Genomic DNA, 25,500 nt, shown 5'->3' with positions numbered 1-25,500 from the left:
CGGACGAACCTTGCGACGGATGAAAGGACGATCATGGAAGGCGTGACGATTTCCCTGTTCCTGCTGCTGGCCGTGGTGATCAGCGGTATGCTGGCGCGGATGTCGCCGATCGCCGTGCCGGTACCGCTCGTGCAGATCGGGCTCGGTGCGCTGCTGGCCACGGTGACGGGTTCCGCGATCACGCTGGAGCCGACGCTGTTCTTCCTGCTGTTCCTGCCACCGCTGCTGTTTCTCGACGGCTGGCGCATTCCCAAGGAAGGGCTGTTCCATGATAAGGGTACCATTCTGGAGCTTGCGCTCGGGCTCGTCATCTTCACGGTTCTCGGCATCGGCTTCTTCATCCATTGGATGGTGCCGGCGATCCCGCTTCCCGTCGCGTTCGCCCTCGCCGCCATCCTCTCGCCGACCGACCCGATCGCCGTCTCCGCCATCACCGCTCGGGTACCGATTCCCAAGCGCGTGATGCATATTCTCGAAGGGGAGTCGCTCCTCAACGATGCGTCCGGCCTCGTCTGCATGCGCTTTGCGATCGCCGCCACGCTCACCGGCACGTTTTCTGCCGGCGAAGCGGTGCTGACGTTCCTGTGGCTTGCGATCGGCGGCATCGCCGTCGGATTGGGGATGACATGGCTGGTGACGCGCGCCAAGGACATCGTGTCGCGCAAGCTTGGCGAGGAGACCGGCTCGCAGATCCTCATCAGCATCCTCATTCCGTTCGGTGCCTATCTGCTGGCGGAACACCTGCATTGCTCCGGCATTCTCGCGGCCGTCGCAGCCGGCATCGCCATGAGCTACGAGGAGCAGCGCGGCAAGGTGCTCGCCGTGACCCGCGTGCGCCGCGCCGCCGTGTGGGATACGGTCCAGTTCACCATGAACGGCATCATCTTCGTGCTGCTCGGCGAACAGCTTCCGGGCATCGCTTCGGGTGCGGCGCGCATCGTCAGCGACACGGGCCACCTGCATCCGATCTGGCTCGGCTACTACGTCGTCGCCATCACGCTGGCGCTGGCAGGACTCAGATTGGCCTGGGTCTGGGTGTCGTTGCGCTTCACGCTGTTCAAGGCGGCCCGTCGTGGAGAGGTGATTCACAAGCCGAGCTGGCGTCTCGTCATCGCTATCTCTGTCGCGGGTGTGCGCGGCGCGATCACGCTGGCCGGTATTCTGACACTGCCGCTGGTCATGAACGACGGTGCGCCCTTCCCCGCGCGCGATCTGGTGATCTTCCTGGCAGCCGGCGTCATCATCGTCTCGCTGGTGGCGGCAAGCATCGCGCTGCCGGCGTTGCTGCAGGATCTCGAACTGCCGCCCGAACCCTCCCACCAGCGCGAGGAGGACGATGCCCGCATTGCCGCTGCGGAAGCCGCGATCAAGACCATCGAAGCCACGCAACATCGCCTCGGCAACGGCCGGAACGACGCCGATCTCTATGCCGATGTCGGCACGCGCCTGATGGAGGTCTATCGCCAGCGCATCGACGGGCGGTCGCGGTCCGGCGACGAGAACGACCAGATCCGTAAGGTGGAGGAGATCGAACGGATCCTGCGGCTTGCCGGCGCGCGCGCCGAGCGGGACCAGATCCTCAAGATGGCCCGCGCACGCAAGCTGCCCGACCAGATGGCGCGCAGGATCGTGCGCGAGATCGACCTGACGGAGGCACGCCTGAGTTCTCCGACATGAGGGAAGCACGCGAACCGCCGCCGGCGGGAGGTTCCCTCGGGCCTGAAACGGCCTACATACCGTCTGCCGCCAGCAACCGGCGACAGAAGCAGGAAGGTTTCAATCCAATGCAGATCGGAATGATGGGACTGGGCAGGATGGGCGCCAATATGGTGCGCCGCCTGCTGCGCGGGGGCCATGAATGCGTCGTTTACGACATCAACCCGGCGAGTGTCGCGGCCCTCGTTGCAGAAGGCGCTGTTGGTGCCACCTCTGTGGAAGAGCTGGTGGCGAAGCTCGCAAAGCCGGCCGCGGTATGGCTGATGCTGCCGGCGGCGATCACCGATGAAAACCTCGAGCGCGTGGCAGCCCATATGGTGCCAGGCGACATCATCATCGACGGTGGCAACTCCTTCTACCACGACGACGTCGACCGCGCCGAGCGCCTCTCGGCCCGATCGCTAAACTATGTGGACGTGGGAACGAGCGGCGGCGTGTGGGGTCTGGATCGCGGCTATTGCCTGATGATCGGCGGGCCGGACGATGCCGTGCGCCACCTCGACCCCATCTTCGCGACGCTCGCGCCGGGCGGCGATATCGATCCGGCCGACGTTAGCGAGAACATGAAGACCGCGGATCGCGGCTATCTCCATTGCGGACCGAGCGGCTCCGGCCACTTCGTCAAGATGGTCCATAACGGCATCGAATACGGCATGATGGCGGCCTATGCGGAGGGTATGAACCTTCTGAAAGCGGCCAATGCCGGCAAGGCCGATCGCGCCGCCGATGCGGAAACCAGCCCGCTGCAACAGCCAAAATACTATCAGTTCGATCTCGATCTCGCCGCCATCGCCGAAGTCTGGCGCCATGGCAGCGTCGTCAGTTCCTGGCTGCTCGATCTTACGGCAGGCGCGCTGAAGACCGATCCGGAACTCGCGGGGTTCAGCGGCCGAGTGTCGGACTCCGGCGAGGGCCGCTGGACGGTCAAGGCGGCGATCGACACCGGTGTGCCCGTGCCTGTTCTCTCGTCTGCGCTCTACCAGCGCTTCACCTCGCAGGGCGAAGCCGAGTTCGGCGACAAGCTGCTGTCGGCCATGCGCTTCGCCTTCGGCGGTCACCACGAAAAACCGAAAAGCTGATCGCCGCTAGAACCAACCGTAGCGGGCAAGGTATCCCAAACCCGCTACGATCATCTTGAACGTACGATCCGAACTTGATCAAGCCCTTGCCCTTGGCGCGGCTTGTTTCGACAAAGGCTTTCGCGCGTTAATTTCGGTCTGCTGCGTCCGTCGATACGGCATTGGGCGTATCTTTGAGGGCGATGTTGCGCCCGGTCTTCATGAGGAACTCGAGGTTAATCCACGTCAGAGGCGGACATGCGCGAACGGCCGACCAGAACGCCGATCGCGTCTTTTCCAGCCTGCAGGATGCGATCCGAGACCTTGGCATCGACAGCGCGTGAGAGCTGAAGCGTTCCGATCAGCAAGGCGAAGATCGCCGTCGCCACGTCTTCCCTGTTCTCGACATCTGCCGGAAGCGCTTCCGCAAGCTGGAGCACGAGGACACGGGACTGCTCGGCATACATGCCGCGCGTTTCCTCCGGCTGCCGGGAAAGCTCCGGAAGGAGTGCTGCAGAGGCGCAGCCCTTCCCCGGCTCGTCGCGGTGATCGGGCGAGAGATAGATATCGACGATACGGTCGAGGCCGCCTTCGTCCAACACACCGCGCAGCCAGGTGGCCTGCTGGCTCAGAGCATCCGAAACGGTCTCCCGCACCAGATCGGCCTTGGAAGGAAAGTGCGGATAGAAAGCCCCATTGGTCATCCCCGCATCCTTCATGATCGCGGCGAGGCCGGAGCCGGCAATTCCATTGGTGCGGAACCGATCGACAGCAACATCCATGATCCGGCGGCGCGAGGCATCCTTCCGGCCTTTTTCATATCGCATGACGCGTCCCTTATATTGCTATGTAATTATGATCGTAATCATATCAATTTAATCCGGTAAGACAACAGCCTCCGGCGCTGAAATGCGGGGCGGTTATCGTAAGGGGTGCATCCCGTGGGTTGACGACGCCACCGCCAAAGGCCTTGCCTGAGCCGGCTTTGTCGTTTTTGGAACCAGCCGGAAAATTAACAACGACGGTTCCGGGGGCGTGACAATTCTGGGGTGCGACGCTTCCTCTACCGCGTTTGGCGCGGATGTCGTTGCGCGGGCAGGCAAGATTGACCTCTTCGTCAACAATGCAGGCATCGGCAATTCCGCGGCGTCGCGGAATCCTCCATCGCCCAGTCGGTCGTCCGCATATTTCCCTGCCGCACTCTGCCGCGAAACATTCGGTCGAGGGCGGTAGGTCGTCTGCGATACCTCGAGATCATCCAACGATCCCAGATGAACAAAGGCCGCGCGTCGTCATCGACACGCGGCCTTTGTCGCTTTTGAATGCCGACCCCGAAAAGGCCGGCGGTTTGGTTTAGAGATTGACGTCCACGATCGTGCGGCCTTGAACATGCCCGCCCAGAATGCTCTCGGCGACAGCTGGCACCTGCTCAAGTCCGATGACTGTCGTCGTCCGCGCAAGCTTCTTCAAATCGAGATCGCGCCCGAGGCGCTCCCAGGCTTGAAGGCGTACGACCTGCGGGGCGTTGACCGAGTCGATACCGGCAAGCGTGATGTTGCGCAGGATGAACGGCAGAACCGTTGCCGGGAGGTCGCGGCCCTGGGCCAGGCCGCAGGCCGTGACGATGCCGCGGTACTTCGTCTGCGCCAGCACATTCACCAATGTGTGGCTACCGACACTGTCGATGGCGCCGGCCCAGCGCGGTGTCGCGACGGGCGCACCCGGCTCCGAAAGCGTCTTGCGGTCGATGACTTCGGCTGCCCCGAGCTCCCGAAGATAGGCTTCCTCCTCGAGGCGTCCGGTGGACGCAACAACGCGATATCCGAGGCCGGACAGGAGCGTGATGGCGACCGATCCGACGCCGCCATTGGCACCGGTCACGAGGATATCGCCTTTGTCAGGCGTGATGCCGCCATGTTCGAGCGCCAGTACGGAGAGCATGGCGGTGTAGCCGGCCGTGCCGATGGCCATGGCATCTTTGGTCGACAGCGTGTCGGGAAGCTTGACCAGCCAATCGCCGCTTAGCCGCGCCTTCTGGGCATAGCCGCCATGATGGCTCTGGCTCAGGCCCCAGCCATTGGCGACAACGCGGTCGCCAACCTTGAAATCGGGATGCGACGACGCCGATACCGTTCCTGCGAGATCGATGCCCGGCACGAGCGGGAAGCGCTCGATGACCGGAACGCGACCGGTGATCGCCATCCCGTCCTTGTAGTTCACGGTCGAGTAATCCACGTCCACCGTCACATCGCCGTCCATAAGGTCGGCTTCGGTGAGGTCAACAACCCTCGTGGAAAACACATCGCCATCCTTGGTGGTAAGCAAAGCTTTGAATGTCATTTTGGTGTTCCTGTTGAAGACAATGTCGGCATGCACCTTAGCCCGCAGTGCGGTAGCGCTCGGCAGCATGCTCCTGCCGGGTGTTGGGAAGCATCGCCTGACGTGCCGTCTGATAGGTTTCCCACTGGGCAGCATCGGGCAGCGGCGGGATGGTCACGGCTTCACGGCGATCATAGCCGACAAGCGCGGCATCGACCAGTTCTGCGACTTCCATGACGCCGCTCATCGTATTGACGTCGATGCCGGAATGCTCCCAGATCTCGGTGCGGGTGGCGGCGGGAAGCACGGCCTGGACATAGACGCCCTTCGGTCCGAGCTCGACGCTGAGGCTCTGCGACAGGAAGGTGACGAAAGCCTTGGTGGCGCCATAGACCGACATGGCGAATTCGGGTGCAAGGCCCACGACCGACGAGATATTGACGATAGCACCCGTACCGGCTTCGGCAAAGCGCGGTGCGACGGCGCTAGCCAGACGAACGACGGCGGTCGTGTTCAAAGCCACAAGCCGGGCCACGTCGTCCGGCGTCTGGGTGAGGAAGCCGCCGCGCAGATTGCCGCCGGCATTGTTGATCAGCACGCCGATCGTCGTATCGTCGCGGAGACGCGCCTCGACGATTTCGAGGTCGGAGACGAGGGTAAGGTCGGCCTGAATTATATCGATGGCGACGCCGGTTTCCTGGATCAGCCGCGCCGCAACGGCATCGAGCCGGGTTTTGTTGCGAGCGACAAGAACGAGGTCATGGCCGCGACGGGCAAAACGCTCGGCATAGACTTCGCCGATACCGGTGGATGCGCCGGTGATGAGAACTGCTGGGAGTTTGGACAAGATGCACTCTCGCTTTGCGAATAGGTTCTAATGATGACGATGGTCATCTGCGGATTATTTATGATGATCATCATGAAACTGTCAATGGCTTTGTTCGGGAGACCGTTCTTCGGTGTCCGTGTCGACGAGGTGCGCCGACGAGGTGCCCGGCGGGAAATACGGTTGCAAGCACCAAAGGCCGGCCATTGCCTTCGCAGGTTGCAACCTTTACAATGATGACAACAATCATGATTGCTGCCGGCACGGCGATGTGCGGCAAGGACTGGGGAGACGATCGACATGAAGGTCAGTCGGGAACAGATGGCGGAAAACCGCCTGCGGATTCTGGATGCGGCCAGCAGGCTGTTTCGGGAAAAGGGTTTCGAGGCGGTCACCGTCTCCGAGGTGATGAAGGCCGCCGGCCTTACGCATGGCGGGTTCTACGGCCACTTCACCTCGAAAGACGATCTGGTGGCCCAAGCCTTGGCCAGCACCTTCCGCGCGCAGGTGAACGAGACGCAGGATATCGCGGCCTATCTGGATCAGTATCTTACCCCGCGTCATCGCGACAATCCAGGCGCCGGCTGCCCGATCGCCGGCTTGAGCGCCGAAAGCCGTCATCAGGGTACCGCGGCGCGGACCGCAATTACAGAAGGCCTGCAGACACAGATTGCGCGCATGAGCCGGGCGGAGGATGGCGACACGAGTCCTGAAATGCGACGGGCCGTCATCGGCAGCTGGGCCGCGATGGTCGGCGCGATCATTCTCTCCCGCGCCATCGTTGATCCCGAGCTTTCCGACGAGGTGCTTCGGGAAACGCGCGCCTGGATCAAGGCGGAGGGCGGGGTTTCCGAGGCCAAGGCGTCTGACGGACTGCTTTGCCGATAACGCTTCAGGCGAGCGATGCCTGCCGCGTTTCCGCATCGATCAGGCGGGCCGCGAAAGCGGCGCAGACGAGGAGCGCTGCAAAGAGCCCGACCGCCACACCGACCCCGAAGGTCACGACGAAGGTCATCAGCGTCGGAGCGATGAGGCCGCCGAGCCGCGCGACCGCGCCTGCGGCACCCATGCCGGTGGCGCGGGAGGCCGTGGGGTAGAGTTCCGGGGTGAAGGCATAAAGCGCACCCCATGTTCCAAGCAGGGCGAAGCTCATCACAAGCAGCGACGCCCCGATCAGAACATCGTCCGGAGACAGGACGAACAGCAGGCAGCCGAGCGCGGAGAGAAGGCAGAAGCCGATCAGCGTCGGCCGCCGTCCCCACCGCTCCACACCAAAAGCGGCGAGTGCATAGCCGGGGATCTGCGCCAGAGCCACGAACACCAGGAAACCATAGCCGCGCACGAAGCCGAAGCCCTCGCTCGCAAGGCGCGCCGGCATCCATGTAAAGATGCCGTAATAGGAAACGGAGACCAGAAACCAGACGGCGAGGATCAGCAGGCTGCGACGGCGCAAGGGTGGCGAGAAGACGCCTTCGGACGCTGTTTTCGGCGCCGCGACCAGCCGTTCGCCGGCCGTGAGAGCAAGCTTGCCATGCATCACCAGCATGCGGTTGACGATAGCTTTCGCGTCCTCCGTCCGGCCTGCACGCAGAAGGTAGTAGGGCGATTCCGGCACGAAGACGCGAAGGCCGACGCCAATGATGGCCGGCAGCGCGGTGACCGCGAAGATGTAGCGCCAGGCATCCGCCACGCCGGCGACACTTGCCGCCCAGGCAGCGAGCGCGATCACCAGCGTGCCCACCGCCCAGAAGCCTTCCAGCATGACGAGCCAGCGGCCGCGGTTTCGCGCCGGCAGGAACTCCGCCATCATGGCGTAATCGACCGGCAGCGTGCCACCGACCGCGACGCCGGTGAGAAACCGCAAGGCCAGCAGGCTCGTGAAATCCGGCGCGAAAATCGAGAGCGTCCCGAACACGGCGTCACAGGCGACGGTGAGCAGAAGCACGCGCCGACGACCCCAACGGTCCGCGAGCCGCCCGAAGACAACGGCGCCGATGAGCATTCCGAGGAAGAACAGCGTCCCCGTCTGCAGCGCCTGCGGCACGGTCAGTTCAAAGGTTGCCGCGATGGAGGCAGCCGTAAAACCCACGGCGAGCACCTGCATGGCATCGGCCGTCCACACGAGACCGAACACGCCGAGCAGCCTGCGCTGGAACCGACCCGTGCCGGCACGATCCAGCGCTTCATCCATCGTCATCGACGCCATATCGCCATCCCCATTCCGCAGCGCAAAGGCAGATCTCCGCCGAGAGCGGAAAGATCTGCGCATTCCTGCGAGACTCTATAGACGAGCCTGCCGCGGAGTATAGTCCGGTGGGCGTGGCGTAATCGCCCGAACATGCGTTTTCCAGGAGCGCCGCGCGCCATTCAGGACGTGCCAAGCTCGCTTACGCGGGTGACCCTGCTGATGTCTTCCGACGCAGTTCCCCCTTGCAACGTTCCGAGCACGTCTTGACGTCGTCCCAGTCGCGCGCCCACTTCTTGCGCCATGCGAATGGTCGTCCGCAGGCGGCACAGATCTTCTGGGGAAGGTTGGATTTCGTGTAGCGCGGTTCTTTCATAGGCTGGAACGTGTGGCGCTGATCCACTTGGGTCAAGCGGCACGACCATCGACGGGCTTTTAACGGGTTGATCTCGTCCGCACCGGCGCCAGATCATGCCGATGATCTACTTTACCAGCGACACGCATTTCGGCGATCCGCGCGTCCTGCGCATCGACCGCCGCCCGTTTTCCACAATGGCCGACCACGATGCTGCTCTGATCGCAAATTGGAACGCCATCGTCGGAGAGGATGACGAGGTCTGGCATTTGGGCGACGTCATCTCGCCGCGGGGCGACTGCGCGGCATTGCTCGACGCCTTGAATGGCCGCAAGCACCTCATCATTGGCAACAACGATCCGGAAACGACGACCGCAGCGAAAGGCTGGTCGAGTGTTCAGGCCTATGCAGAGATCCTTCTCGACGGTCAACATCTGATTCTCTGCCACTACGCGTTCCGCACCTGGAATAAGATGGGCAAGAAATCGATCGATCTCCATGGGCATTCGCACGGACGCCTGAAGCCGATGCTGCGGCAGTTCGATGTCGGCGTGGATGCACAAGGGCTGCGGCCGGTGACGCTGTCCGAGCTGCTCATCGGACGGGGGACAAACCCGTAAGACAAGCGTACCGTTCCGGTCACCGCAGGACTTGCCAAGCCGCAGCCACATCCCGATAACCAAGGGATGGCCTTCACGCTCCGCCAGCTTCAGTTCTTCGTTGCCGTTGCCGAACAGGGGTCTGTCACCCGGGCGGCACAGAATCTGTCCATCTCACAATCCTCGATCACCGAAGCGATCAAGGAACTTGAAAGCGATCTCGGCGTGGCGCTCTTCGACAGGCATCCGCGCGGCCTGCATATCACCCATAACGGGCACCAGTTTCTGCGCCATGCGACGAAGATCCTGGCAGGCGTGCAAGATGCCCGCCGCTCGTTTGCCGAAACACCGGAAGCCGCGACGGGCAAGCTCAATCTCGGCGTGACGTCGCTGGTGGCGGGCTATGTTCTGTCGGATCTTCTGGCGCGCTATCGCCGGGCATTCCCCTCGGTCGATGTCAGCGCGATAGAGGACAACGGTTCCTATCTCGAACATCTTCTCGTCGGCGGCGAGCTCGATGTCGCCGTGATGGTCATTTCCAACCTGCGCGATCGCATGGCGCTGCAGGCGGAGATCATCGAGACCTCGCCCTACAGGCTCTGGCTGCCGCTCGGCCATCGGCTCGTCTCGGCCGATATCATTTCGATATCGGATGTCGCGCAGGAGCCGCTGATCATGCTGACGGTGGACGAAATCGAGGAAAACACCGGCAAACTGCTCGCTGCCCTCGGCGCCCGTCCGCATGTGGCGTTCCGCACCCGCTCGGTGGAAGCCGTGCGCAGCCTTGTTGCCACCGGCGCCGGTATCGCGCTCCTGCCGGATCTCGTCTATCGGCCCTGGTCTCTGGAAGGCGACCGGATCGAAAGCCGCGACGTGTCCGGCGCCCTGCCCGTGGTGCAGGTCGGAATGGTCTGGCGGAAAGGATCGAGCCTGCCACAGTCCGCGCGTGATTTCATCGGCGTCGTGGAAAATCTGCGCAGCGGGCGCGGACGCAACTAGCTTTCGGTAAAACCGATACCGGCTATCTGTTTAATGAATTTGCGAATGCGGCAGAAGCGCGGCACCTTTCTTTCCGGGAACAGACGAGCCGAACAACGGCCGAACCGGGAGACCACAGATGATCAAGATTCTGAAGTCCTGCACCACCCTTGCCCTCTCGCTTGCCTTTGCCACGTCCGCCATTGCACAGGAGCCTTTGAAGACGCTTGGCAAGGGCGAAGGCGAACTGTCGATCGTGGCATGGGCCGGCTATATCGAGCGCGGCGAGACCGACAAAGCCTATGACTGGGTTACAGATTTCGAGAAATCGAGCGGCTGCAAGGTCTCGGTGAAGACAGCCGCGACCTCCGACGAAATGGTCGCGCTGATGAACGAAGGCGGCTTTGACCTCGTCACCGCATCCGGCGACGCGTCACTCCGTCTTGTGGCCGGCAAGCGTGTGCAGCCGGTGAACACCGACCTCATTCCCAGCTGGAAGACGCTGGATGCCCGCATGCAGGATGCACCCTGGCACACGGTCAAGGGCGTCCACTACGGCACCCCCTATGTCTGGGGTCCGAACGTGCTGATGTACAATACCGAGGCGTTCAAGGGTGAACCGCCGAAAAGCTGGAAGGTGGTCTTCGAGGAGATGACCCTGCCGGACGGCAAGTCCAACAAGGGCCGCGTTCAGGCCTATGACGGGCCGATCCACGTCGCGGACGCCGCCAACTACCTGATGGCGCACAAGCCGGAACTCGGCATCAAGGACCCTTACGAGCTGAACGAGGAACAGTACAAGGCGGCACTCGATATTCTTCGTGTCCAGCGCACGCTGGTCGGCCGCTACTGGCACGACGCCATGATCCAGATCGACGACTTCAAGAACGAAGGCGTTGTCGCCTCCGGCTCGTGGCCGTTTCAGGTCAATCTGCTGACGGCCGAAAAGCAGCCGATCGCCGCCGTCTTCCCGGAGGAAGGCACGACCGGCTGGGCCGATACGACGATGCTGTCCTCCGAAAGCGCCCACCCGAACTGCGCCTATATGTGGATGGAGCATTCGCTTTCGCCCAAGGTTCAGGGCGATGTGTCCGCCTGGTTCGGCGCCAATCCTTCCGTCGGCGCTGCCTGCAAAGGCAATGCGCTGCTGACGGACGAAGGCTGCAAGACCAATGGCTACGAGAACTTCGACAAGGTGAAGTTCTGGAAGACGCCGGTTGCCAAATGCGCCGGCCAGAGCGAATGCGTGCCTTACCACCGCTGGGTGTCCGACTATATCGGCGTCATTGGCGGGCGGTGACGCGAGACAGCATGCCGACCGCCTCATCTCTCTCTCCTCCGTCATCCTCGGGCTTGTCCCGAGGATCTGCTGAAAGCGACCGCGCATAACGTCGATTTCCCGATGAAGGGCTCAGATCCTCAGGACAAGCCCGAGGATGACGTCGCGGGTCTGGTACGCGTGAAGATGGCGCCATCGACCACTGCACAAGGCGCCTCCCGCCCCCCCCGCAGACCACGGACACGGCACACCGTCACGACATTCGTCCTTGCCCAATGGAGCCACAATGACCGCCATCCTCTTCGAAAACGTCTCGCGCCATTTCGGCAGCGTGCGCGCCGTCGATGGCGTCGATCTCGCGGTTGCGGACGGCGAGTTCTTCGCCATGCTCGGCCCCTCGGGCTCCGGCAAGACGACCTGCCTGCGGCTCGTCGCCGGCTTCGAGCAGCCGACATCCGGCCATATCGAGATCTTTGGCGAGACGGCGGAAGGCGTGCCGCCCTACCGGCGCAACGTTAACACGGTCTTTCAGGACTACGCGCTGTTTCCGCACCTCTCCATCCTCGACAACGTCGCCTACGGGCTGATGGTCAAGGGCATGGGGAAGACCGAGCGGAGGCGGGCGGCGAAGGAAGCGCTGGCGATGGTCGCCCTGCCCGGCTATGGCGCGCGCAAACCCGGCCAGCTCTCCGGCGGCCAGCGCCAGCGCGTGGCTCTGGCCCGGGCGCTCGTCAACCGGCCACGCGTGCTGCTGCTGGACGAACCCCTGGGCGCGCTGGACCTGAAGCTGCGCGAGCAGATGCAGGAAGAGCTGAAGACCCTTCAGAAGACGCTCGGCCTCACCTTCATCTTCGTCACCCACGACCAGAGCGAGGCCCTGTCGATGGCCGACCGGGTGGCCGTTTTTCAAGAGGGCAAGGTGCGACAGGTGGGGACGCCCGAAGAGATCTACCGCCGCCCGAAGACGCGGTTCGTCGCCGATTTCGTCGGCTCCTCCAACGTTCTCTCCCGCGAACAATGCCAGCGGCTTGGCCTCGACGCCCCCGCCGCCAGCCTGCGTCCGGAGTCGATCCTGCTCGGAACGCCCGCCGATGATCAGCTGGGGCTCACCGGCGTGCCGATTGCCGCGAGCTTTCTCGGCCCGATCAACCGGCTGACGCTCGATTGCGGCGGCCAGCGTATCGTCGCATCGCTCCCGGCCGGCACGCCCGTTCCCGCCAACGGCATACCCATAACGTTCGCCTTCGACCGGCAGGACCTCCACGTGATGGAGGAAGCCTGATGGCGATGGCCTCGCAGGTTCACCAGGGCAATGCGACGATGACCCCGGGCAGGCCTGGGACGGGTCGCCTTTCAGATATCTTCTGGCGGCACCCCAAGCTGTTTCTGGCCTTGCTTCTCTGCCTGCCGCTCCTTTGGCTCGGCGTCGTCTATCTCGGCTCGCTCGCGATCTTCCTCGCCCAGAGCCTTTTCGCCATCGACGATTTCTCCGGCCTTGTGACCTACGAGCCGACGCTTGCCACCTACCGGCAGCTTTTCTCGGACGCGAATTTCGACATCATCCTGCGCACCGTCCTGATGGCAGCGAGCGTGACGCTGGCCTCGATCGTCATCGCCTTTCCCATCGCCTACTATGCCGCGCGCTATGCGCAGGGCGTCTGGAAGGCCGTCTTCTATCTCGGTGTCATGCTGCCGCTCTGGTCGAGCTACCTCGTGAAGATCTACGCCTGGAAGCTGATCCTTGCGAAGGAGGGCATTCTCACCTGGCTGTTTACAAAGCTGCATCTCATCTGGCTTCTCGATGCCTGGCTCGCGATACCCTTTATCGGCGGCAACTCGCTCTCGGTCAGCTATACAGGCACCTTCATGGTCTTCGTCTATGTGTGGCTGCCCTTCATGATCCTGCCGATACAGGCGGCGCTCGAACGGGTATCCGGCAGTCTTGTCGAAGCCTCGGCCGATCTCGGCGCCCGTCCGCGCCAGACGTTTCGTCATGTACTGCTGCCGCTTGCGCTGCCGGGTATCGTCGCCGGCTCCATCTTCACCTTCTCGCTGACGCTCGGCGACTACATCATCCCGCAGATCATCGGCTCCTCCCGCCTCTTCATCGGGCAGGCGGTCTATGCGCAGCAAGGCACCGCCGGCAACCTGCCCCTCGCTGCCGCCTTCACGCTGGTCCCCATCGTCATCATGAGCGCCTACCTCTGGGCCGCCCGCCGCATGGGAGCTTTCGATGCGCTCTGACCGTCTCGACCGGGCGCCGCTACCCCTGAAGATCTCGGCTTGTGTCGGCCTGCTGTTCCTGCATCTGCCGATCCTGCTGATCTTCCTCTATGCCTTTACCACCGAGGAGAAGAGCTATCGCTTTCCGCCGCCGGGGCTGACGCTGCAATGGTTTGCCGTCACCTGGAACCGGCCGGATGTCTGGGCGGCGCTCATGCTGTCGGTGAAGGTGGCGAGCCTTGCGACGGCCATCGCCCTCGTGCTCGGCACGCTCTGCGCCGCCGCCGTTTCCCGCTCCGCCTTCTTCGGACGCGAGGCAGTGTCGCTGCTCGTCATCCTGCCGATCGCCCTGCCAGGCATCATCACTGGCATCGCGCTCCGGTCGGCCTTCTCGATGGCGGATATTCCGTTCTCGTTGTTCACCATCGTGCTCGGCCATGCCACGTTCTGCATCGTCGTCGTCTACAACAATGCTGTCGCCCGCTTTCGCCGCCTGTCGGGCTCGCTGGTGGAAGCGTCCATGGATCTCGGGGCCGATGGCTTCCAGACGTTTCGCTACGTCATCCTGCCGAACATCGCGACAGCGCTTCTGGCCGGCGGCATGCTCGCCTTCGCGCTGTCCTTCGACGAGGTCATCGTCACGACATTTACCGCCGGACAGCAATCGACATTGCCGATCTGGATGCTGGAAGAGCTGATCCGTCCGCGCCAGCGGCCGGTGACCAATGTGGTCGCCATGGTCGTCGTGCTGGTGACGCTTTTGCCCATCCTTGCCGCCTACTTCCTCACCCGCGATGGCGACCGCATTGCCGGCGCGGGCAAATGATACGAACCTGAACAGGAGATCGACCATGGACACGGACCTTTTGATCGGCGCGCGCTTCGAAGCCGGCACGGAGGCGGAAGAGCAGATCCTCAACCCGAAGACCGGCGCGAAAATCCTTGCGCTTGCCGAGGCGTCGCACGGGCAGATCGATGCGGCGGTAGACGCCGCCGAGCGCGCCTTCACCACATGGTCGCGCACGACACCGGCCGAGCGTTCGACCTATCTCCTGCGGATCGCCGATGCGATCGAGCGTGACGCGGACGGGTTCGCAAGCCTCGAGGCGCTCAATTGCGGCAAGCCGCTGCATGCCGTGCGCAACGACGAGATCCCGGCGATCGTCGATTGCTGGCGGTTTTTTGCCGGCGCCATCCGCATGCTGAACGGGCCGGTAGCGGGCGAATATCTGCCCGGACACACCTCGATGATCCGGCGCGATGCGATCGGTGTCGTCGGCTCCATCGCGCCGTGGAACTACCCGCTGATGATGAGAGCGGCGGTGCAAAATTAGACCACGGTAGCGGCGGGATTGTCCCGCTTCGGGCGGCGTAAAAGTCGGCCACCTATTTCTCTTCTGCAATGAGCGCAGGAGGGCCTGGGGATCTATACCGTGGAATTATATCTGAAGGTTCGACTGGCTTGCTCGGAAGGCATGAGCCGGCGTCAGGCTGCAAAGCATTTCAACATATCGCGCGACAGCGTTTCCAAGATGCTGTCCTATTCGACGCCACCTGGCTATCAGCGACAATCACCGATCCGGCGGCCCAAGCTGGATGCGTTTGTCTCGACGATCGATCACTGGCTGGACGAAGACAGACAAGTGCCGCGCAAGCAGCGCCATACGGCCAAGCGGGTGTTTGACCGGCTTCGAGACGAATGCGGGTTCACTGGCGGCTATACGATCATCAAGGATTACATGCGCGAGCGGGATCAGCGCCGCCAGGAAGTGTTCGTGCCGCTGTCGCATCCGCCCGGCCATGCGCAGGCCGATTTCGGTGAGGCGATGGTGGTCATCGGCGGTGTCGAGCAGAAGGCGCATTTCTTCGTGCTCGACCTTCCGCACAGCGACGGCTGCTACGTGCGGGCCTATCCGGCGGCAGTGGCCGAGGCCTGGGTCGATGGCCATGTCCATGCGTTCGCTTTCTTCGGCGCCGTGCCGCAATCGATCGTCTACGACAACGACCGTTGCCTGGTGGCGAAGATTTTGCCTGACGGCACCCGCAAGCGCGCGACGTTGTTCAGCGGCTTCCTGTCCCACTACCTTATCCGGGATCGCTATGGCCGTCCCGGCAAGGGCAACGACAAGGGGAACGTCGAGGGTCTCGTCGGCTATGCCCGGCGCAACTTCATGGTACCGATCCCGCAGTTTGCGACATGGGAGGCGTTCAACACCTTTCTGGAGGAGCAGTGCCGGAAGCGCCAGCGCGACAGGCTGCGCGGCGAGAGCGAGACGATCGGCGAGCGCTTGCGGCGCGATCTGGCTGCCATGCGCGCCTTGCCAGCCTCGCCATTTGATGCCTGCGACCAGGCAAGTGCCAAGGTGACGGCGCAGTCGCTGGTGCGCTACAAGACCAACGACTATTCCGTCCCGGTCGCCTATGGCCATCAGGATGTGTGGGTGCGCGGCTATGTCAACGAAGTGGTCATTGGTGGCCGTGGCGAGATCATCGCCCGCCATCCTCGGTGCTGGGAACGGGAAGACGTCGTCTTCGATCCTGTCCATTACCTGCCGCTGATCGAGCAGAAGATCAATTCGCTGGATCAGGCAGCGCCCCTCCAGGGCTGGGACTTGCCGCAAGAGTTCGCTACGCTGCGCCGGTTGATGGAAGGCCGCATGGCCAAACACGGCCGGCGTGAGTACGTGCAGGTCCTCCGCCTGCTGGAGAGCTTCGAACTCGCCGATCTGCATGCGGCGGTGAAGCAGGCGATCCAGCTTGGCGCCATTGGCTTTGACGCCGTCAAGCATCTGATCCTGTGCCGGGTGGAACGCCGGCCGCCCAGACTGGACCTGTCCATCTACCCGTATTTGCCGAGGGCGACGGTCGAGACGACATCGGCGAAGGCGTATATGCGTCTCCTGTCGTCGGATGCGGGAGAAGTCGCATGAACACCCAAGCACCCGAGATCCTTCTCACCCATTATCTCAAAACCCTGAAGCTGCCGAGTTTCCAGCGCGAGTACCAGAAGCTGGCCCGGCTGTGCGCCACCGAAGGCGTCGATCATGTCGGATACCTCACCCGGCTTGCCGAGCGGGAGATGATCGAACGGGACCGTCGCAAGGTCGAGCGTCGCATCAAGGCGGCCAGGTTCCCGGTCGTCAAAAGCCTCGACAGTTTCGACTTCGCCGCCATCCCAAAGCTGAACAGGATGCAGGTGCTGGAACTGGCGCGCTGCGAATGGATCGAGCGCAGGGAGAACGTTATCGCTCTCGGCCCCAGCGGCACGGGCAAGACCCATGTGGCGCTCGGCCTCGGCCTGGCCGCCTGCCAGAAGGGCCTGTCCGTTGGGTTCACGACAGCGGCCGCACTGGTCAGCGAGATGATGGAGGCGCGCGACGAGCGGCGTCTCATCCGGTTCCAGAAGCAGATGGCCGCCTACCAGCTGTTGATCATCGATGAACTGGGCTTCGTGCCGCTGTCAAAGACCGGCGCGGAATTGCTGTTCGAGCTGATCTCGCAACGATACGAGCGAGGCGCGACCCTGATCACCAGCAACCTTCCTTTTGACGAATGGACGGAAACCTTGGGGTCCGAGCGCCTGACCGGCGCTTTGCTCGACCGCATCACCCATCACGTCAGCATCCTCGAGATGAACGGCGACAGCTATCGTCTCGCCCAAAGCCGCGCCCGAAAGGCCGGCTGACGCCCTTCGAAAATCGCAACGCGCGCATGAGACCCCCGCTCGGGCCTAAGCCCTCCCGGCGGTCTCATGCGCGCGCCACAAGTGGCCGACTTTTGCGCCGCCGCGTGGCAGGATTTTACTCCGCCGTTGACACGTGGATTTCGCCCGAAAGGAAGGTGATGGAGGCAGGCCGCAGCGCTTCCACCGTTCCGTAGCGTTTGTGCAGGCCGCGGAGTTCGAGGATCGGCGCGCCCTTGGCGACGGGGCCGCCCGAAAGCGCCTCGACCTCCGCGTCATGCCGGTGGCTCACATCGTTCAATCCGGTCATTCGGCTCTCCTCTCGAGGTCGCGCACGCGCGCGGCAACCTCGCCCAGACGAGGTGCGCCGCGACCGCGTTGATCGTCGGACGGCAAGGCTCCGCTCTCGCAGCGCCCTCCCGTCCGACTATCTTCAGTTGATCTTGGGATTGAGAAGAGCGTCGATCTTCGGATCTGCCATGTTGGCCTTCGTCACGAGGTTTGCGCCGGTATCCACGTTGGCCTCCACCTTCTCCTTCTTGGAGACGGCAAGGGCTGTCTTGATGCCGTCATAGCCCATGCGGTAGGGATCCTGCACCACGAGGCCGGCGAGCACGCCTTCCTTGAGGAAGCCGACCGTCTTCTCGTCGCTGTCGAATCCGATGACCTTGACCTTCTCGCCCAGCTTGTTCTCGGCAATGGCCTGACCGACGCCCTGCGCCATGATCAGGTTGGAGGCGAAGACGCCGACGAGGTTCGGGTTGGCGGTGATGAGGTCGGTCATGATGTTGAGGCCGGTCGAGGCCTGACCATCGGCGTACTTGTCGGCGACGACCTTCAGGCCCGGATATTTGGACTTGATCTGGTCGAGGAAGCCTTCCTTGCGCTGCTCCAGCGAGCCGGCGCCAGGCGTATTGGTGATGATGGCGATCTCGCCTTCGTCCTTGCCGGTCGCCTGCTTGATCGCCGCAGCCAGACCATCGGCCGCAATCCGCCCGCCCTGAACGTTGTCGGTCGTGAGGAACGAACTGAAGGCCTTGGAGTCGGCGCCGGAATCGATGCCGATGATCGGAACCGACTTGGCGGCTTCGTCGACCGGCTTGCCGAGCGCCTTGAACTCCGTCGGCGAAATGACGATGGCTGCGGGGCTGCCGGCAACCGCATTCTCCAGAATGCTGATCTGGCCGTTCACATCGGTTTCCGCCTGTGCGCCGAGCTCCGGCACGTTGACGCCGAGGTCCTTTCCGGCCGCGCGCGCGCCGGCGAGAACGATCTGCCAGTAGAACGAGGTCGTGTCCTTGACGATGATCGGAATGGTGACGTCTTGCGCGAAGGCGCCCATCGGCATCATCGTGGCGATGACCGCCGCGCCGGCAACGCTTGCAAGCGACCGACGTGCAAAGGCGCGACGCGAAAGAATATGGTTCAGCAGTGTCATGGTGTTGTTCTCCTCCAACAACGTCTTGTTTCGTTCTCCTCCAACCGTACCGAAGACGCGGCGATACGATCTTTATCTATAAAAAACATATTATCGTGGGACGCTAACCCAAGACTGACGAACTTGCAACCGGCATCCTCACGGTCAACAGAGCCCTCCCCGGCCCTGCCTTGCCGCCGGTCAAACGCGCACGGCCTCCGTTCCCAGAGGCGGCGCGACAAGGGTATGCGCATCGTATGGCCCAAAGTCTTCGGGCTGAAGCCGGCGAGCCTCGAGCGCCATGTTGCGCGTCAGGCTGGAAGGCCTGGCCGTGCCGAGAAGGACGGAAGCGACCAGCGGGTTTTGCAGCGGAAACTGCATGGCCGGAGCGGCCAGCGGCACGCCCTGAGACGCCGCGATCTTCTCCATGGCGGCCACCTTTTCGAGAACCTCCGCCGAGGCCGGCCCGTAATCGAAATGCGCGCCATCGACCGCGCCTGTCGCGAGGATGCCGGAGTTGAACACGCCGCCCACGACCAGCGAGGTCTTTTTCGCGGCGCAGAGCGGCAGCAGCTCCGAGACGGCGGTCCGGTCGAGCAGCGTGTAGCGTCCGGCGAGAAGAATGCAGTCGAGATCGGCCGCGCGCATCACGTCGAGGCAGACCGGGACTTCGTTGACACCCAGACCGTAGGCGGAGATGGCGCCGCTTGACTTCAGCGCATCCAGCGCCTTCAGGCCGCCATCGAGCAACTGCCTGAGGTAGACGGCGTTGCGCTCGGCGCCATGGGTGTAGACGCCGATATCGTGCACGAACAGGATGTCGAGGCGGTTCAGGCCCATGCGGGCGTAGCTGAACTCCACCGAGCGCATGATGCCGTCATAGGAATAGTCGTAGTCCGTTTCGAAGGGCAGCGGATCGACGAAACCGAAATCCGGCACCTTGTCATCGGCAACGGGACGCAACAGCCGACCGACCTTCGTGGAAAGCACGTAATGGCCGGATGGCTTGTCGCGCAGAAAATCGCCGACTCGACGCTCGGCGAGGCCAAAGCCATACCACGGGGCCGTATCGAAAAACCGCATGCCGGAATTCCAGGCAGCTTCCAGCGTCTCCATCGCCGTGTCGCGCGGGCAGGTGCGATACATCCCGCCCAGCGGCGCGGTGCCAAAACTGTATTCCGTGACGGAGAGGTCTGTCGTGCCGATCTTACGCGTCTTCATCGCATCATCTTCCGTCTGAACGCCTGCTATCCAAACCACGGTCGAGCCGTCTTGGTCAGCACCAAGTGGGCTCTCAGGATCCGTCGATTTGTTATTTTATCTACAATAGACAGTTTTCCGTCAACTTGTATTATGCACCCGCCCACCGCACCGGAAACGAGAATGGCAAAACAGAACACGGTCTTCAAGGACGCCTTCAACCGGTGTCTGACCCTCATCACGGAAACCGAGGCGCTTCCCTCGGAGCTTGAACTCGGCACGTCGCTGGGCGTCAGCCGTACGACGGTGCGCACCATTCTCGCACGCCTGAAGGCGCTGGAGATCATTTCCTGGGACAAGCGCGCCAAGGCGATGCTGCGCGCGCCGCAACCTGCCGATTTCTTTCCCGCCGAGGAGACCAGCTCGCTCGCGGAGATCATCGAGCGGAGCTTCATGCGACGGATCCTTGCCGGAGGCGCCGAGCCGGGCATGCAGATCAACGAGCTGGAGCTTGCCCGCGATATCGGCACGGGTACGACCAGCGTGCGCGAATTCCTGATCCGCTTCAGTCGTTTCGGGCTGATCGAAAAGCGGCCGAACAGTCATTGGGTGCTGAAGGGCTTTACCCGTGATTTCGCGCTGGAACTCACTGAAATCCGCGAAATGTTCGAGCTTCGCTCCGCCGCCGGTTTCGCCGCTCTGCCGGAAGATCATCCGGCTTGGCACGATCTTGAGGAGATGGAGACGCTCCATCGCGACATGCTGGCGAACATCGACACGCGGTACCGCGATTTCTCGGAGCTCGACGAGCGCTTCCACCTTCTGGTGCATCGCTCGTCGAGCAATCGCTTTATCATCGATTTCTATGACATCATCACCATCGTCTTCCACTATCACTACCAGTGGAACAAGGCGAATGACCGCGAGCGCAACGCGCGGGCGGTGCAGGAACATCTGGAGTACATCGCGGCACTGAAAACCCGCGACCTGCCGACGGTCGAGCGCGCCTGCCGGCAGCACCTGCGCTCGGCGCGCGAAACGCTGCTGCAATCGATCCAGCAGCCGGACGTCTGAGCGGAGACCGGGCCGGCGCTCGATTCAAACGACGGCGACGTTCTCGCTGTCCGTCCTGCCGCTTGCGGCCAGCAGCATGCAGACCGCGCCGGGAAGCTTCAGCGCCTCGGCCGCCGCAACGCGTTCCGGCGTGTAGAAACCGGTCTCGTGCAGGCAGTTGATGGTGCCGATCACGGTTCCTCCGACGACGATCGGCACGTTGATGACCGACTGGCAGCCGAGGGAATCGATGAGTTCGTAATCGCCGAATACCTCCGCGATCTCCTCGATCGTGTTCGCCACGAAGGTCTGCTGCCGCGTGAGGGTGATGTCGGACCAGTGCGTCTCGTTATAGGGCTTGGTGCCGAAAACCGGATATTGCTCCGGCATATTGGAATAGACCCGCTCGGCCACGCGGGTGGTCGTGTCACTCGTCATGATGGTGAAGAGCTTCACCCCAACCAGAGCCTGCGTCAGGGCCTCCAGCGCGGCATAGGCCGCCATCGGCTGCCCCTCGCCGGCCAGCGCGGCGACGAAGGCCGTGTAATCCGTAGTCGTCATGGGCTTTCTCCATCAGCATGCAGGGTCTCGATGCGGCGTAACATCCGCCAGGGCTGGAGATCAACTCCCGCTACCGGCCATCCTGTGGCGCCCGATGGGCAGCATCATGGGGCGGCCCGACAGGGGATCTTTAATGATGCGGCTTTCGAGGCCGAAGACCTCGCGGACCATGTCTTCCGTCAGCACCGCTTCGGGCGTGCCGAAAGCGTAAATCCGTCCCCCGGCCATGGCGACGAGATCATCGGCATAGCGGGCCGCGAGGTTGAGATCGTGCAGCACCATGACGACCGTCGTGCCGCGCTCGCGGTTGAGATCCGTGAGGAGGTCGAGCACCTCGATCTGATGGTTGATGTCGAGGAAGGTCGTGGGCTCGTCCAGCAACAGGATTTCGGTCTCCTGGGCCAGCGCCATGGCGATCCAGACCCGCTGGCGCTGGCCGCCGGAAAGCTCGTCGACGGGCCTCTCGGCGAGATCGAAGGTTTTCGTCGCGGCGAGCGCGCCATCCACGGCCTCGTCGTCGCTGCGCGTCCAGCGAGAGAACAGGCTCTTGTGGGGATGACGACCACGGCTGACGAGATCGGCGACGGTCATGCCCTCCGGCGCGATGGGCGCTTGCGGCAGAAGGCCGAGCGTGCGGGCGAGCTGACGCGCCGGCGTGCGGTGGATCGACCTGCCATCGAGCAGCACATGTCCCTTCGTCGGGACAAGCAGCCGCGACAGCGTGCGCAGGAAGGTGGATTTCCCACAGGCATTGGCGCCGACGATCACGGTGATCCGGCCGGAGGGGATCGTCAGATCGAGCCCGTTCAGGATCTCCTTGCCGTCATAACCTGCGGAAAGCCCCGTTGCGACGAGGGAATGATTGGTCACAGCGAACCTCCTGTCCGGTTGACGCGGACAATCAGGAAAATGAGGTATGGCGCGCCGAGAGCGCCGGTAATGACGCCGACCGGGTAGCGGCTGGGCAGCAGCACCTGCCCGACATAATCGCCGACGAGAACGAGGATCGCCCCGACGAGCGCTGCCGGCAGGAGCAGAGATCCGTTTGAGCGAACGATGCGTGCGGCGATAGGGCCTGCGAGGAAGGCGACGAAGGCAATCGGCCCGGTGACGGCGGTGGCCGCCGCAATCATGCCGACGGCGGAGACGATGACCAGCATTCGGGTTTGCGAGACGCGAACACCGAGGGCCGACGCGGTATCGTCGCCGAGCCTCAGCGCTTCGAGATCGCGGGTGCGGCCGAGGAGAATGCCGCCGAAGACGGCAAGCGCCAGAAGAAGCGGCAGGGCCTGCTGCAACTGGGCGCCGTTGACGCTGCCCGTCAGCCAGCGCATCGCCTCCTGCAGGCTCCAGGAGGGCGCGGTGGAGAGGATATAGGCGATGACGCTTTGCAGCATGGCGGAAACGCCGATGCCGACCAGAATGAGACGCGTGCCACCGACGCCATTTCGGAACGACAATCCGTAGACGAGCAAGGCGACGCCAAGCCCGGCCCCGACAGCCAGCAGCGACACAACCGGCCCCGACATCTGGAGGACGACGATGGCAAACACCGCTGCGGCACCCGCGCCCGAGGTGATGCCGATAATATCCGGGCTCGCCAGCGGATTGCGCAGCATGATCTGAAAGGCGACGCCGCCGAGCCCGAAGCAGAGGCCGGAGACAACCGAGAGGACCGCGCGCGGCAGGCGCAGTTGCCCGACGGTGAAGGACGTGCCGGGAACCGGCTCGCCCGAGAGCACTCTGAGGACATCCAGTGGCGCGACGATGCTTTTGCCGACGGAGAGGGTTATGCCGAAGACAACGACCATCAGCGCGAGCAAAAGGCCGAGCGCCATCGAATGACGGCGTGCACGACGACGGCGATGATCGGCAAGGAAATCGATTGTCCGGGACGGCACGCTCACAGCTCCCTCACCCGCTGCCGCCGCACGATCCAGATGAAGAACGGGGCGCCGATGAGCGCGGTGATGATGCCGACATCGATTTCACCCGGCCGCGCAACGATGCGTCCGAGAATATCGGCGCCGAGCAGCAGGGCCGCGCCGCCAAGGGCCGAGAACGGCAGCAGCCACCGGTGATCGACGCCGATCAGTGTCCGGCAAAGGTGCGGCACTACGAGGCCGAGGAAGCCAATCGGACCGCAAACAGCTGTTGTCGCGCCGCAAAGCAGGATCGCGCCGAGCGAAGCGACGGCACGGGCGGCGGCGACATGCTCGCCAAGGCCAGCGGCCACATCGTCGCCGAGAGCCAGCGCGTTCAGCTTGCGGGCGGAAAGGAGGCTGATGGCAAAGCCGACGCCGAGAAACGGCAGGACGGGAACGACGCGTTGATAGGTGGCACCGCCGACGCCGCCGATCTGCCAGGCATGGATGCCGCCTGCGATATCGCCGCGTGGCAGAACGATCGCGATGACCAGCGAGGCGAAGGCGACGGAGGTCGCGGCACCCGCCAGCGCCAGCTTGAGCGGCGTCGCACCGCCGCGACCGAGCGATCCGATCGTATAGACGAACACTGCAGCACCGCCCGCACCCGAAATCGCCGTCCAGATATAGGCATGCGCCGAGGTCACCCCGAACCAGGCCACGCCGATGACCACGGCAAGAGAGGCCCCCATATTCACGCCGAGAATGCCGGGATCTGCGAGCGGATTGCGCGTAACGCCCTGCATGATCGCGCCGGCAAGCCCGAGTGCGGCCCCAGCAAGCACGGCAAGAAGGGTGCGTGGAAGACGAAGTGCGACCGCCGCCTGACCGATCGTCTCCTGCGCGCCGCCCAGCGCCGTCCTGATCTCCGCCCAGGCAACATCGCGTGTGCCGATGGTGACCGACAGCGCGGCAAGCAGCGCGAGCACGGCGACGAGCACGAGAAGCCAGAGCCCGCGCATCCGGCTGGAGCGGGCGACGATGCCGTGGCGACGGGCGGGGTTTTTGATCGCGGCCGATGTCATTTCCGGGTCTTGGCCGCCGCGCCCAGCCGCGAGACATAATCCTTCAGCACCCAGCGGATCGAAAGCGGCGTCGGGTTGGCGGCGTTGCCCACCGGATCGTTGCCGAGCATCACGAGCGCTCCGTTCGCCACCGCCGGCATGTGCCGCGTCAGCGGATTGGCCTTGAGCGAATCGAAAAGCGCCTGATCTCCGTAGGTCACGAGAATATCGACGTCATCGAACGCATCGATCTGCTCGGCGCTGACGGAACCGGAATATTTCCCCGGCTGCGATGCCTCGATAACGCTTTTCGGCGAGGCCAGCCCCAGATCTGCGAAGAACTTCACCCGCGTGTCATTGGTCGTGTAGAAATTGATGATGCTGAGGTCCGACGCGCTCAGATGCGTGATGAACATTGCCGATTTGCCCTTCAACTCCGGATGCCCGGCGAGCGTGCTGGCGATGTCGGCCTCGATCCCGGCAATCAGCGCCTCGCCCTCCTTCGCCATTCCAAGCCCGGCGCTGTCGAGCCGGATCGTCTCGCGCCAGTCGGTGGACCAGGGCGCTTGGGGATAGGCAATGACGGGTGCGATCTGGCTCAGCGTGTCGTAATCTGCCTGGCTGATACCGGAATAGGCCGCGAGAATAACATCAGGATGGGTCGCTGCGACCGCTTCGAAGTCGATACCGTCGCCTTCGTCGAAAAGCACTGGCGTCTCGCCACCCAGTTCGTCCAGACGTGCCTTTACCCAGGGAAGGATCCCGTCATTGTCGTCGTCGCCAAAATTGGCGCGCGCCATGCCGACGGGAACGATGCCGAGCGCAAGCGGCACTTCGTGATTTGCCCAAGCGACGGCCGCCACGCGCTCCGGCTTCTTTTCAATGACCGTTGTACCGAACGCATGCCGGATGGTGATGGGATAGGCGTCGCCCTGGGCTGCCAGCGCATGACCCTGCATAAGCAGCCAGACAGCCATGACGATCTGCGTGGCGAAGCGGAAATATCTCATCTCCCGAACCCTTCAACGGACATAAGTTGACCTCAACTTTCAGCTTCATTCCGTGGCGTCAACGGTAAAGCAACCCCACCTCGGAAAGTTGGATAGTTAGGCATCGGATT

At 63.3% G+C, this 25,500-nt stretch carries 24 protein-coding genes and 2 pseudogenes; 13 read left to right on the top strand and 13 right to left on the bottom strand.

Features of this window, described 5'->3' with window-relative positions:
- Positions 1-33 precede the first annotated feature (33 nt).
- Together GA0004734_RS17800 and gnd are read left to right on the top strand one after the other, a co-directional pair.
- Positions 34-1,677, top strand: a complete 1,644-nt coding sequence (locus GA0004734_RS17800; protein WP_092936533.1) for a Na+/H+ antiporter — start codon at positions 34-36, stop codon at positions 1,675-1,677.
- A 107-nt stretch (positions 1,678-1,784) separates the two neighbouring features.
- The gene (gnd, locus tag GA0004734_RS17795) at positions 1,785-2,795 is read left to right on the top strand and encodes a phosphogluconate dehydrogenase (NAD(+)-dependent, decarboxylating) (protein ID WP_092936531.1); all 1,011 of its coding nucleotides are present in this window, start codon (positions 1,785-1,787) and stop codon (positions 2,793-2,795) included.
- Between the two features lie 215 nt (positions 2,796-3,010).
- On the opposite strand, the gene GA0004734_RS17790 is transcribed toward gnd, so the two are convergent.
- The 3 genes from GA0004734_RS17790 to GA0004734_RS17780 form a co-directional block, all read right to left on the bottom strand.
- Positions 3,011-3,601: a TetR/AcrR family transcriptional regulator gene (locus GA0004734_RS17790; RefSeq protein ID WP_092936529.1), complete on the bottom strand. Its 591-nt coding sequence runs from the start codon at positions 3,599-3,601 to the stop codon at positions 3,011-3,013.
- 526 nt (positions 3,602-4,127) lie between these two features.
- On the bottom strand, positions 4,128-5,114 hold the full coding sequence (locus GA0004734_RS17785; protein ID WP_092938130.1) for an acrylyl-CoA reductase (NADPH): 987 nt from the start codon (positions 5,112-5,114) through the stop codon (positions 4,128-4,130).
- Between the two features lie 37 nt (positions 5,115-5,151).
- A complete protein-coding gene (locus GA0004734_RS17780) occupies positions 5,152-5,940 on the bottom strand; it encodes an SDR family NAD(P)-dependent oxidoreductase (RefSeq protein WP_092936527.1) in 789 nt (262 codons plus the stop codon).
- Positions 5,941-6,219: 279 nt separating this feature from the next.
- On the opposite strand from GA0004734_RS17780, the gene GA0004734_RS17775 reads away from it, so the two are divergent.
- Positions 6,220-6,807, top strand: coding sequence for a TetR/AcrR family transcriptional regulator (locus tag GA0004734_RS17775; protein ID WP_092936525.1), 588 nt, complete (start codon positions 6,220-6,222; stop codon positions 6,805-6,807).
- A gap of 4 nt (positions 6,808-6,811) precedes the next feature.
- Here GA0004734_RS17775 and GA0004734_RS17770 read toward each other — a convergent pair whose 3' ends face one another.
- Together GA0004734_RS17770 and GA0004734_RS17765 are read right to left on the bottom strand one after the other, a co-directional pair.
- Positions 6,812-8,125, bottom strand: coding sequence for an MFS transporter (locus tag GA0004734_RS17770; protein WP_092936523.1), 1,314 nt, complete (start codon positions 8,123-8,125; stop codon positions 6,812-6,814).
- Positions 8,126-8,306: 181 nt separating this feature from the next.
- On the bottom strand, positions 8,307-8,480 hold the full coding sequence (locus tag GA0004734_RS17765) for a DUF2256 domain-containing protein (RefSeq protein WP_092936521.1): 174 nt from the start codon (positions 8,478-8,480) through the stop codon (positions 8,307-8,309).
- A gap of 101 nt (positions 8,481-8,581) precedes the next feature.
- Here GA0004734_RS17765 and GA0004734_RS17760 point away from each other — a divergent pair, with 101 nt between their 5' ends.
- The 9 genes and pseudogenes from GA0004734_RS17760 to istB all read left to right on the top strand — a co-directional run bounded on the left by GA0004734_RS17760 (position 8,582) and on the right by istB (position 17,223).
- Positions 8,582-9,079 carry a metallophosphoesterase family protein gene (locus GA0004734_RS17760; protein WP_092938128.1) on the top strand — a complete coding sequence of 166 codons (498 nt, stop codon included), beginning with the start codon at positions 8,582-8,584 and terminating at the stop codon, positions 9,077-9,079.
- Positions 9,080-9,145: 66 nt separating this feature from the next.
- Positions 9,146-10,057, top strand: a complete 912-nt coding sequence (locus GA0004734_RS17755; protein WP_092936519.1) for a LysR substrate-binding domain-containing protein — start codon at positions 9,146-9,148, stop codon at positions 10,055-10,057.
- 118 nt (positions 10,058-10,175) lie between these two features.
- Positions 10,176-11,336 carry an ABC transporter substrate-binding protein gene (locus GA0004734_RS17750; protein ID WP_092936517.1) on the top strand — a complete coding sequence of 387 codons (1,161 nt, stop codon included), beginning with the start codon at positions 10,176-10,178 and terminating at the stop codon, positions 11,334-11,336.
- 265 nt (positions 11,337-11,601) lie between these two features.
- Positions 11,602-12,597 (top strand): ABC transporter ATP-binding protein, encoded by a 996-nt coding sequence (locus GA0004734_RS17745; RefSeq protein WP_092936515.1) that lies wholly within the window; start codon positions 11,602-11,604, stop codon positions 12,595-12,597.
- 5 nt (positions 12,598-12,602) lie between these two features.
- Positions 12,603-13,559, top strand: coding sequence for an ABC transporter permease (locus tag GA0004734_RS17740; RefSeq protein WP_175386644.1), 957 nt, complete (start codon positions 12,603-12,605; stop codon positions 13,557-13,559).
- Positions 13,549-14,364, top strand: a complete 816-nt coding sequence (locus tag GA0004734_RS17735) for an ABC transporter permease (protein WP_092936513.1) — start codon at positions 13,549-13,551, stop codon at positions 14,362-14,364. Before GA0004734_RS17740 ends, GA0004734_RS17735 begins: the two co-directional genes overlap by 11 nt.
- A gap of 25 nt (positions 14,365-14,389) precedes the next feature.
- A pseudogene (locus tag GA0004734_RS17730) lies at positions 14,390-14,851 on the top strand (aldehyde dehydrogenase family protein); the annotation flags it as partial.
- Positions 14,852-14,971: 120 nt separating this feature from the next.
- The gene (gene istA / locus GA0004734_RS17725) at positions 14,972-16,468 is read left to right on the top strand and encodes an IS21 family transposase (RefSeq protein WP_139056207.1); all 1,497 of its coding nucleotides are present in this window, start codon (positions 14,972-14,974) and stop codon (positions 16,466-16,468) included.
- Positions 16,465-17,223 (top strand): IS21-like element helper ATPase IstB, encoded by a 759-nt coding sequence (istB, locus tag GA0004734_RS17720; protein ID WP_092930036.1) that lies wholly within the window; start codon positions 16,465-16,467, stop codon positions 17,221-17,223. The genes istA and istB overlap by 4 nt, the downstream gene beginning before the upstream one ends.
- Positions 17,224-17,356: 133 nt before the next feature.
- Here istB and GA0004734_RS17715 read toward each other — a convergent pair.
- From GA0004734_RS17715 to GA0004734_RS17705, 3 genes and pseudogenes are all read right to left on the bottom strand, one after another.
- Positions 17,357-17,530, bottom strand: a pseudogene (locus tag GA0004734_RS17715) (sugar ABC transporter ATP-binding protein); the annotation flags it as partial.
- A gap of 123 nt (positions 17,531-17,653) precedes the next feature.
- Complete coding sequence (locus tag GA0004734_RS17710; protein WP_092938124.1) at positions 17,654-18,658, bottom strand: ABC transporter substrate-binding protein; 1,005 nt, start codon at positions 18,656-18,658, stop codon at positions 17,654-17,656.
- 180 nt (positions 18,659-18,838) lie between these two features.
- Positions 18,839-19,858 (bottom strand): aldo/keto reductase, encoded by a 1,020-nt coding sequence (locus GA0004734_RS17705; RefSeq protein WP_092936509.1) that lies wholly within the window; start codon positions 19,856-19,858, stop codon positions 18,839-18,841.
- 162 nt (positions 19,859-20,020) lie between these two features.
- On the opposite strand from GA0004734_RS17705, the gene GA0004734_RS17700 reads away from it, so the two are divergent.
- Entirely contained in the window at positions 20,021-20,911 is an 891-nt protein-coding gene (locus tag GA0004734_RS17700; RefSeq protein WP_092936507.1) for a GntR family transcriptional regulator, read from the top strand.
- 24 nt (positions 20,912-20,935) lie between these two features.
- Here the strand turns inward: GA0004734_RS17700 and GA0004734_RS17695 are convergent, their stop codons facing one another.
- Genes GA0004734_RS17695 through GA0004734_RS17675 form a run of 5 tightly spaced genes read right to left on the bottom strand, consistent with a single transcriptional unit; the run spans position 20,936 to position 25,390 of the window.
- On the bottom strand, positions 20,936-21,451 hold the full coding sequence (locus GA0004734_RS17695) for a GAF domain-containing protein (protein WP_210173760.1): 516 nt from the start codon (positions 21,449-21,451) through the stop codon (positions 20,936-20,938).
- A gap of 60 nt (positions 21,452-21,511) precedes the next feature.
- The gene (locus tag GA0004734_RS17690) at positions 21,512-22,321 is read right to left on the bottom strand and encodes an ABC transporter ATP-binding protein (RefSeq protein ID WP_092936505.1); all 810 of its coding nucleotides are present in this window, start codon (positions 22,319-22,321) and stop codon (positions 21,512-21,514) included.
- Positions 22,318-23,358, bottom strand: coding sequence for a FecCD family ABC transporter permease (locus GA0004734_RS17685; RefSeq protein ID WP_092936503.1), 1,041 nt, complete (start codon positions 23,356-23,358; stop codon positions 22,318-22,320). Before GA0004734_RS17685 ends, GA0004734_RS17690 begins: the two co-directional genes overlap by 4 nt.
- Positions 23,355-24,401: a FecCD family ABC transporter permease gene (locus tag GA0004734_RS17680; RefSeq protein WP_175386548.1), complete on the bottom strand. Its 1,047-nt coding sequence runs from the start codon at positions 24,399-24,401 to the stop codon at positions 23,355-23,357. Before GA0004734_RS17680 ends, GA0004734_RS17685 begins: the two co-directional genes overlap by 4 nt.
- Complete coding sequence (locus GA0004734_RS17675; RefSeq protein ID WP_092936499.1) at positions 24,398-25,390, bottom strand: iron-siderophore ABC transporter substrate-binding protein; 993 nt, start codon at positions 25,388-25,390, stop codon at positions 24,398-24,400. The genes GA0004734_RS17680 and GA0004734_RS17675 overlap by 4 nt, the downstream gene beginning before the upstream one ends.
- Between the last annotated feature and the right edge of the window lie 110 nt (positions 25,391-25,500).

Origin of the sequence: Rhizobium sp. 9140 (genome assembly GCF_900067135.1) — a bacterium.
Classification (GTDB): domain Bacteria; phylum Pseudomonadota; class Alphaproteobacteria; order Rhizobiales; family Rhizobiaceae; genus Ferranicluibacter.
Note: the sequence above shows the minus strand (reverse complement) of the source record. Positions and strands in the feature narration are given on the sequence as shown.

What these genes read in the sequence shown, in the direction of transcription:
- gnd (WP_092936531.1), top strand. Translation starts at nt 1,785, where the DNA reads ATGCAGATCGGAATGATGGGACTGGGCAGGATGGGCGCCAATATGGTG.
- GA0004734_RS17700 (WP_092936507.1), top strand. Translation starts at nt 20,021, where the DNA reads ATGGCAAAACAGAACACGGTCTTCAAGGACGCCTTCAACCGGTGTCTG.
- GA0004734_RS17740 (WP_175386644.1), top strand. Translation starts at nt 12,603, where the DNA reads ATGGCCTCGCAGGTTCACCAGGGCAATGCGACGATGACCCCGGGCAGG.
- GA0004734_RS17760 (WP_092938128.1), top strand. Translation starts at nt 8,582, where the DNA reads ATGATCTACTTTACCAGCGACACGCATTTCGGCGATCCGCGCGTCCTG.
- GA0004734_RS17710 (WP_092938124.1), bottom strand. Translation starts at nt 18,658, where the DNA reads ATGACACTGCTGAACCATATTCTTTCGCGTCGCGCCTTTGCACGTCGG.
- GA0004734_RS17765 (WP_092936521.1), bottom strand. Translation starts at nt 8,480, where the DNA reads ATGAAAGAACCGCGCTACACGAAATCCAACCTTCCCCAGAAGATCTGT.
- GA0004734_RS17785 (WP_092938130.1), bottom strand. Translation starts at nt 5,114, where the DNA reads ATGACATTCAAAGCTTTGCTTACCACCAAGGATGGCGATGTGTTTTCC.
- GA0004734_RS17705 (WP_092936509.1), bottom strand. Translation starts at nt 19,858, where the DNA reads ATGAAGACGCGTAAGATCGGCACGACAGACCTCTCCGTCACGGAATAC.
- istB (WP_092930036.1), top strand. Translation starts at nt 16,465, where the DNA reads ATGAACACCCAAGCACCCGAGATCCTTCTCACCCATTATCTCAAAACC.
- GA0004734_RS17775 (WP_092936525.1), top strand. Translation starts at nt 6,220, where the DNA reads ATGAAGGTCAGTCGGGAACAGATGGCGGAAAACCGCCTGCGGATTCTG.
- GA0004734_RS17750 (WP_092936517.1), top strand. Translation starts at nt 10,176, where the DNA reads ATGATCAAGATTCTGAAGTCCTGCACCACCCTTGCCCTCTCGCTTGCC.
- GA0004734_RS17755 (WP_092936519.1), top strand. Translation starts at nt 9,146, where the DNA reads ATGGCCTTCACGCTCCGCCAGCTTCAGTTCTTCGTTGCCGTTGCCGAA.
- GA0004734_RS17800 (WP_092936533.1), top strand. Translation starts at nt 34, where the DNA reads ATGGAAGGCGTGACGATTTCCCTGTTCCTGCTGCTGGCCGTGGTGATC.
- GA0004734_RS17675 (WP_092936499.1), bottom strand. Translation starts at nt 25,390, where the DNA reads ATGAGATATTTCCGCTTCGCCACGCAGATCGTCATGGCTGTCTGGCTG.
- GA0004734_RS17745 (WP_092936515.1), top strand. Translation starts at nt 11,602, where the DNA reads ATGACCGCCATCCTCTTCGAAAACGTCTCGCGCCATTTCGGCAGCGTG.
- GA0004734_RS17735 (WP_092936513.1), top strand. Translation starts at nt 13,549, where the DNA reads ATGCGCTCTGACCGTCTCGACCGGGCGCCGCTACCCCTGAAGATCTCG.
- GA0004734_RS17695 (WP_210173760.1), bottom strand. Translation starts at nt 21,451, where the DNA reads ATGACGACTACGGATTACACGGCCTTCGTCGCCGCGCTGGCCGGCGAG.
- GA0004734_RS17790 (WP_092936529.1), bottom strand. Translation starts at nt 3,601, where the DNA reads ATGCGATATGAAAAAGGCCGGAAGGATGCCTCGCGCCGCCGGATCATG.
- GA0004734_RS17680 (WP_175386548.1), bottom strand. Translation starts at nt 24,401, where the DNA reads ATGACATCGGCCGCGATCAAAAACCCCGCCCGTCGCCACGGCATCGTC.
- GA0004734_RS17770 (WP_092936523.1), bottom strand. Translation starts at nt 8,125, where the DNA reads ATGGCGTCGATGACGATGGATGAAGCGCTGGATCGTGCCGGCACGGGT.